The 557-nt window shown below is 49.0% G+C and carries 1 rRNA gene; it reads left to right on the top strand.

Going from position 1 to position 557, the window contains the following annotated elements:
- Positions 1–557: ribosomal RNA gene (locus HMPREF2732_RS05820) — 23S ribosomal RNA — on the top strand; the annotation flags it as partial.

The following is a 557-nucleotide window of genomic DNA, read 5'->3' as shown; positions in this document are numbered from 1 at the left end:
AAAGCGTAGTCGATGGGAAACGGGTTAATATTCCCGTACTTGGATAAACTGCGATGTGGGGACGGAGTAGGTTAGGTTATCGCACTGTTGGATATGTGCGTTTAAGTTGGTAGGTGTGAAGTTTAGGCAAATCCGGACTTCTTTAACACCGAGAGATGATGACGAGGCTCTACGGAGCTGAAGTAACCGATACCACACTTCCAGGAAAAGCCACTAAGCTTCAGGTTTATCTAAACCGTACTGAAAACCGACACAGGTGGTCAGGTAGAGAATACTCAGGCGCTTGAGAGAACTCGGGTGAAGGAACTAGGCAAAATAGCACCGTAACTTCGGGAGAAGGTGCGCCGGCGTAGATTGTAGTCCCTTGCGGGCGAAGGTTGAACCGGTCGAAGATACCAGCTGGCTGCAACTGTTTATTAAAAACACAGCACTCTGCAAACACGAAAGTGGACGTATAGGGTGTGATGCCTGCCCGGTGCTGGAAGGTTAATTGATGGTGTAATCGAAAGAGAAGCTCCTGATCGAAGCCCCAGTAAACGGCGGCCGTAACTATAACG

Origin of the sequence: Haemophilus sp. HMSC061E01 (genome assembly GCF_001810345.1) — a bacterium.
Taxonomy (GTDB): Bacteria; Pseudomonadota; Gammaproteobacteria; order Enterobacterales; family Pasteurellaceae; genus Haemophilus_D.
This window is presented reverse-complemented; position numbering and strand designations above follow the sequence as displayed.